Origin of the sequence: Leptolyngbya cf. ectocarpi LEGE 11479, from assembly GCF_015207065.1 — a bacterium.
GTDB lineage: Bacteria > Cyanobacteriota > Cyanobacteriia > Phormidesmidales > Phormidesmidaceae > Leptothoe > Leptothoe ectocarpi.
Genome location: NZ_JADEXP010000408.1, coordinates 1 through 5,599, shown reverse-complemented (window position 1 = coordinate 5,599; position 5,599 = coordinate 1). Strand labels below are relative to the sequence as shown.

The window sequence follows — 5,599 nt, the reverse complement described above, 5'->3', positions numbered from 1 at the left end:
GCTGCTGTCTCCCATTGAGATCATTGATTACTCCTATGCTAACGCGGACCCGACTAATCCACGCGAGTGGGACGATGCCACGCTAGATCGTTTTGGCGCTCGTGAGAATGCGCCAAACTTGGATGAACTACCGACAAAGGTAATTCCGTCTCCGTTTATTCAGATTCCGCTAGGGGTGACTGAAGATCGCCTGCTAGGTTCGGTGGATGTGGCCAAGTCGATTCAAACGGGGGAATCGGTTTTTCAACCGGGGCTCTTGGCCGAAGCCCATCGCGGTGTGCTCTACGTTGATGAGGTAAACCTGCTGGATGATCAGATTTCAAATCTGTTGCTAGGGACGCTGACCGAAGGGCGTAATCAGATTGAGCGGGAGGGCATTAGCTTTCAGCATCCGTGTAAGCCTTTGCTGGTGGCCACCTATAACCCTGAAGAAGGTGTGCTGCGGCAGCATTTGTTAGATCGAATTGCGATCGCACTTTCCGCCGACCGTGCCCTCACCCTAGAAGAACGCGTAGACGCCACTGAACAAGCCACCAACTACGCCGATGATGCCACAGGGTTTTTAGCCGAGTACACCGACGAAATCGACAACCTCAAAACCCAGATTATCCTGGCCCGTGAGTGGCTCAAGGACGTGGTGATTACCCCGGATCAGGTGCAATATTTGGTCACCGAAGCTATTCGCGGCGGTGTAGAAGGTCACCGGGCAGAGCTATTTGCTGTGCGAGTGGCTAAGGCCAGCGCGGCCCTTGAAGGCCGTACCGAAATCAATGCCGACGATCTGCGGCGAGCGGTGGAACTAGTGATCATTCCCCGTGCATTGAATCAGGATCAGCCGCCGCCGGAGGATGAGCAGCCGCCACCGCCGCCACCGCCGCCAGAAAATCAGCAGGAAGACGATCAAGACCCCCAAGAAAATGAGGACGACGACAGCGACGATGATGAGGACCAGGATGAAGAGCAAGAAGAATCTCCACCTAGCATCCCAGAAGAGTTTTTATTTGACCCTGAGGGTGTGGTTTTAGATCCGTCGCTGCTGTTGTTTGCCGAGACCATGAGCAAGCAGGGCACATCGGGTAAGCAAAGCCTGGTAATTTCTGAAAATCGAGGCCGTTACATCAAGCCCATTTTGCCCCAGGGTCCGGTGCGTCGCATTGCCGTTGATGCTACCTTACGTGCTGCGGCTCCCTATCAGAAAGCCCGTCGTGCCCGGCAGCCTGAACGCAAAGTGATTGTGGAACAGGGCGACATTCGTGCGAAGCGATTAGCCCGTAAGGCGGGCTCATTGATTATTTTTGTTGTCGATGCCTCTGGCTCGATGGCCTTAAACCGGATGCAGTCGGCTAAAGGAGCTGTGCTGAGTCTTTTGACTGATGCCTATCAAAATCGCGATCAGGTGGCGTTGATTCCCTTCCGAGGAGAACAAGCAGACGTATTGTTGCCGCCGACGCGTTCGATCACATCGGCGCGGCGACGGTTAGAGACTATGCCCTGTGGTGGTGGATCGCCCTTGGCCCACGGGTTAAGCCAGGCGGTGCGGGTGGGTACTAATGCGCAACAGTCTGGAGATACTGGCAGTGTGGTGATTATTGCCATTACTGATGGTCGAGGGAATGTGCCGTTGGCTCGGTCGTTGGGAGAACCGATGGACGAAGATGAGAAGCCTGATATTAAAGCTGAGCTGCTGGATATTGCTGGCCGTATTCGCATGACTGGCTTTCAGCTGTTGATTATCGACACCGAGCGGAAGTTTGTGTCTACTGGGTTTGGTAAGGAGCTGGCTAAGACTGCGGGTGGGAAGTATTATCAGCTGCCTAAAGCGACGGATAAAGCGATCGCCAATATGGCCCGTGGAGCACTTGCTGATCTGCAGTCATAAGCTTTGAAGATTGCAAAACTACTTATAGGAGCTGTTGCAAAATAACCTGATAGCTTTGACATTTCCTCATTTTCAAAGGAGGTTGGGGGATTCTTCAGCATTAATCGGTTTGGCCGTTCCTTCCCAGTCACCCCTAACCTCATGTCTTGCAACCAGATCGGTGAAGCGCTAACCCGCCCTGGGTTCGAAACCCAGGGCTAGCCGAAGGGTGTCCACTGGAAGGGACACAATCGTCGGAGACGTATCTTTAGGGTTCGCCTCCACAACGGTTAACTATGCTTCAATCGGTCCGCGGCCGATCACTAGCGCCTCCCGGCTAAATTGTCCCTTTTAGTGGACAACCCTCAGTTAGCGCTGGCGTTTCAACCCGGCGCGGGCTTCAGTCACACAACCAATCTTAGTGCAAGATATGAGCTAAAGGGACAGTTCTCCTATGAGACTTTATGTCTGAAGCTTTCAGCTGAAGAATAGTTGACACAATCGGAGCGAAACTTAAAAGCACATCTCCGATTGTTGTTTCTCTTACAGTGGATACCCTTCGGGAACCCGGAGTTTTGAACCCTGGGCAGATTAACGCCTCCTTGCCAGATGCCAGCTGCGAGCTAGAGTACTCCAGGCATATGCCAGAAAAGAGAAAGCCAAGAAACGGGTGAGTCTTATTGTTTAATCGCAACCCGTTTGGTCAAAATTGCCATGACCTCATTGGCGCGACCGGTGGAAATGGGCTTACTCCAGTCGTTGGGCTCGGCGTAGCGTTTTCTGTGCAGATCTTGAATGGTCAGCCGGACACCGGTAAGGGTACCAAAGAGCAGGTGGCGCACCGTTTCGTATTGGTGATCGGGTAGCGGCGCGGTGCCAACGGAAAGGGTGGACGCGACAGCGCCCTGGGTCTTATCGATAAACATTAGCTTTGGTCTCCAAACATCAGTGTGATTAAACCTGGCCCGCAGCTAAAACTAGAGATTTGTAGCCAAGCAAACTACAATCTCAGCTGGGACGCGGTTTAGGAAGAAACCAAAGCTCAACGTTCAGCCACCCCGAGAATGGATGCAAACCGGGGTAGCAATAGGATAAAGTATCCCAAGCCTCGGACTGCCTGGATCAGTCTTGGGGTCAATCAGCGGTTAGGTGTTTGCTGCACCTGCCGCTGGTGCCAAATATTGAGCTTTGTGGTCATGCCCGCAAGGGCGTGAGAACTAAGGTACCGCTAAGCCATTTGCGACGTCAAGCAAAAAATATTGCGGTTGATTACAAAGCTATTAGATTCCGCCAGGAGGACAGAAACGGATGAAGCAGACTTGGAATGCTCAGCAATATCAGGAGAACGCCTCATTTGTAGCAGAGCTGGGAAAACCTGTGTTATCTCTATTGGAGCCCAAGCCTAATGAAACAATTCTTGATCTTGGCTGTGGCGATGGCATTCTCACGGAGAAAATAAGCAAGCTTTGTTCTCAGGTTAAGGCAATTGATTCGAGCGAAAGCATGATCGAATCAGCTCTAAGCAGAGGGCTGGATGCAGTGCTCATGAGCGGGACTGATATTATTTATCGAAATAGATTCGATGCGGTCTTTACGAATGCTACTCTTCACTGGATATCTGATCAGGATGCATTGCTCAACGGGGTCTATAAATGCTTAGTCGATCAGGGCAGGTTTGTTGGCGAATTCGGTGGTAGAGGCAATATTCAGACTCTGATATCTGCTGTTGAGGATGTGGTAAAACGGAATCCGGATATGGGCACATTCAGTAATCCGTGGTACTTTCCATCTGTGGATGAATATAAAAATAAATTACAAGAGAATGGATTCCAAATAAACAGCATTAAGTTGATTCCAAGGCCAACGCCTTTACAGACAGGCGTAAAAGAGTGGTTGAAAATATTTACTAACTACATTATTGCTGACATGCCCAAAAAACTGGAGCAAAGCTTTTTATGTGAAGTCGAGAATGCTGTGAGAGAGAAATTGTATTCTGATGAAAGAGGCTGGGTCGCTGATTATGTGCGCCTGCGATTTCATGCATCAAAGATATAATAAAACGTAGCACCGGACAGTCGGTATCATTGAGCTGATTAGAGCCTGGACTAACGCACCGCCTCTCTTCCACAGTTCGGATATCGTAACCATCTTCTAGGAGGTGGGTGGCAAAACTATTCATTCAGGAGGTAGTAATCCAATACGCTGTTGTAATGCTTTGGCATCAGTTCTCTGCAATATATTTGCACCAAGAATATAGGCATATAAACTGGCTGGCTCAAATTGGAATCTTATGTCCTTATACAAAAAATCATCATCACTGATAGTCTTACTGGTGATTAAAATTGGCTGAGATACACCTGGATTCTTCTTTACAAAATTTATGCAGTTATCAAGTTCAGAGTGTGAATTGTGAGGGCGATCGCTCCACTTAACTTCGACAATCCAAGAGGGTGCCTGATGTACTTTGTCTAAATGGACGATGTCGATTTCTCCCGTCTTCCAACGTGCATAGTAAAGTTCAATCATTTTACTGTGTTGCCATTGGCTAAAAATAGCAGTTTCGGTCATGGCTCCCATCGCCTTAGAGTCTATTTCAAGTTGTCCGAACAATGCTGCTCGCATTGATGGATTAGTTAAATAAACTTTGAAGCAAACTGCTCTTTTGAACCTCTTTGCATTTTGATCGATTCTCTCTACGCGACGAATTAAAAACGCTGCTTCTAGATATTCTAGATAACGCTTGATAGTGTTTTTAGCTACACCCGAGGATCTTGATAATCCTTCTAAGCTCACTTCATTACCCGAGTTATATGCCAAGGTTGTGAAAAGCCTATTAAGTTCTTGAATGTCACTGATACCATAAAGACTTGGCAAATCTCGTAGCAAGACTTTGTCAATGATGTCACTTTTAATATACTGACCCGGATCTTTCCGAATTGTCTCAGAAAAAACCGCTTCGGGATATCCACCAAAATTCAGATAGTTGACAAACTCTTTGTTTAATTCCTCAATATCTCGCGATAGGTACACATACTTCTGAGAGCGGTACCCAGAACTTTCAGAGTCATATCGGTTGGTTTCTATTAACTCATTTTCTCTTTCGATAAACATTAAATACTCAGCAAAGGTGAGTGGCGGCAGGATATAGTCACTGAATCGGCCAGCTCCCGATTCAGTACTCTTCAATCGTAGGGCGGCAGCTGCAGAACCAGTCGCCACAAAACGATAATTAGGGAAAGAATCAACAAGAGATTTAAGATGTATTTCCCACTCACGTAGGTACTGAATCTCATCAAAAAAAATAAATAGCTTTGAATCACGTTTGTGATTGAACAATTCTTGAAAATAGCTGAGCATACGCTCTAATGAGAGTCCGGTGTAGATGGGAGTTTCGAGAGATATATATAGGATGTTTTTGGCGCTGATGCCAGAATCTAAGAGCATCCGAATGCTGTGATAAACCATGACCGTCTTACCAACCCGTCGCGGTCCCATCAAAACGATTGCTCGGTGTACGCTTGTATCTAGAATATTTTGAGAGAACGTCTCAAAATATTTTCGTCGAGGTGTATTTTCATAGACGATCTGTTCTTCACCCCCTTCTTCCCACCAAGGATTATCAAACTGAAGACGGGATAGAATATCTGATTTTGCGATCTCCAGCATTAGACTAAAGTTAATCTACTAACCTTAGATTAACTTTGCGGTTCACTAAGGTCAATCGATTAACCTTAGATGGGT

The 5,599-nt window shown here is 47.7% G+C and carries 4 protein-coding genes; 2 read left to right on the top strand and 2 right to left on the bottom strand.

The window, feature by feature from the left end:
* Positions 1–1,879: magnesium chelatase ATPase subunit D (gene bchD / locus IQ260_RS27005; protein WP_193996177.1), on the top strand; the 1,879-nt coding region annotated here is incomplete at its 5' end.
* A 656-nt stretch (positions 1,880–2,535) separates the two neighbouring features.
* Here bchD and IQ260_RS27000 read toward each other — a convergent pair.
* Positions 2,536–2,784: a hypothetical protein gene (locus IQ260_RS27000; RefSeq protein ID WP_193996176.1), complete on the bottom strand. Its 249-nt coding sequence runs from the start codon at positions 2,782–2,784 to the stop codon at positions 2,536–2,538.
* Positions 2,785–3,166: 382 nt separating this feature from the next.
* Here IQ260_RS27000 and IQ260_RS26995 point away from each other — a divergent pair, with 382 nt between their 5' ends.
* On the top strand, positions 3,167–3,913 hold the full coding sequence (locus IQ260_RS26995; RefSeq protein WP_193996175.1) for a class I SAM-dependent methyltransferase: 747 nt from the start codon (positions 3,167–3,169) through the stop codon (positions 3,911–3,913).
* 120 nt (positions 3,914–4,033) lie between these two features.
* Here the strand turns inward: IQ260_RS26995 and IQ260_RS26990 are convergent, their stop codons facing one another.
* On the bottom strand, positions 4,034–5,524 hold the full coding sequence (locus IQ260_RS26990) for an ATP-binding protein (protein WP_193996174.1): 1,491 nt from the start codon (positions 5,522–5,524) through the stop codon (positions 4,034–4,036).
* Positions 5,525–5,599: the final 75 nt, after the last annotated feature.

What these genes read in the sequence shown, in the direction of transcription:
- IQ260_RS27000 (WP_193996176.1), bottom strand. Translation starts at nt 2,784, where the DNA reads ATGTTTATCGATAAGACCCAGGGCGCTGTCGCGTCCACCCTTTCCGTT.
- IQ260_RS26990 (WP_193996174.1), bottom strand. Translation starts at nt 5,524, where the DNA reads ATGCTGGAGATCGCAAAATCAGATATTCTATCCCGTCTTCAGTTTGAT.
- IQ260_RS26995 (WP_193996175.1), top strand. Translation starts at nt 3,167, where the DNA reads ATGAAGCAGACTTGGAATGCTCAGCAATATCAGGAGAACGCCTCATTT.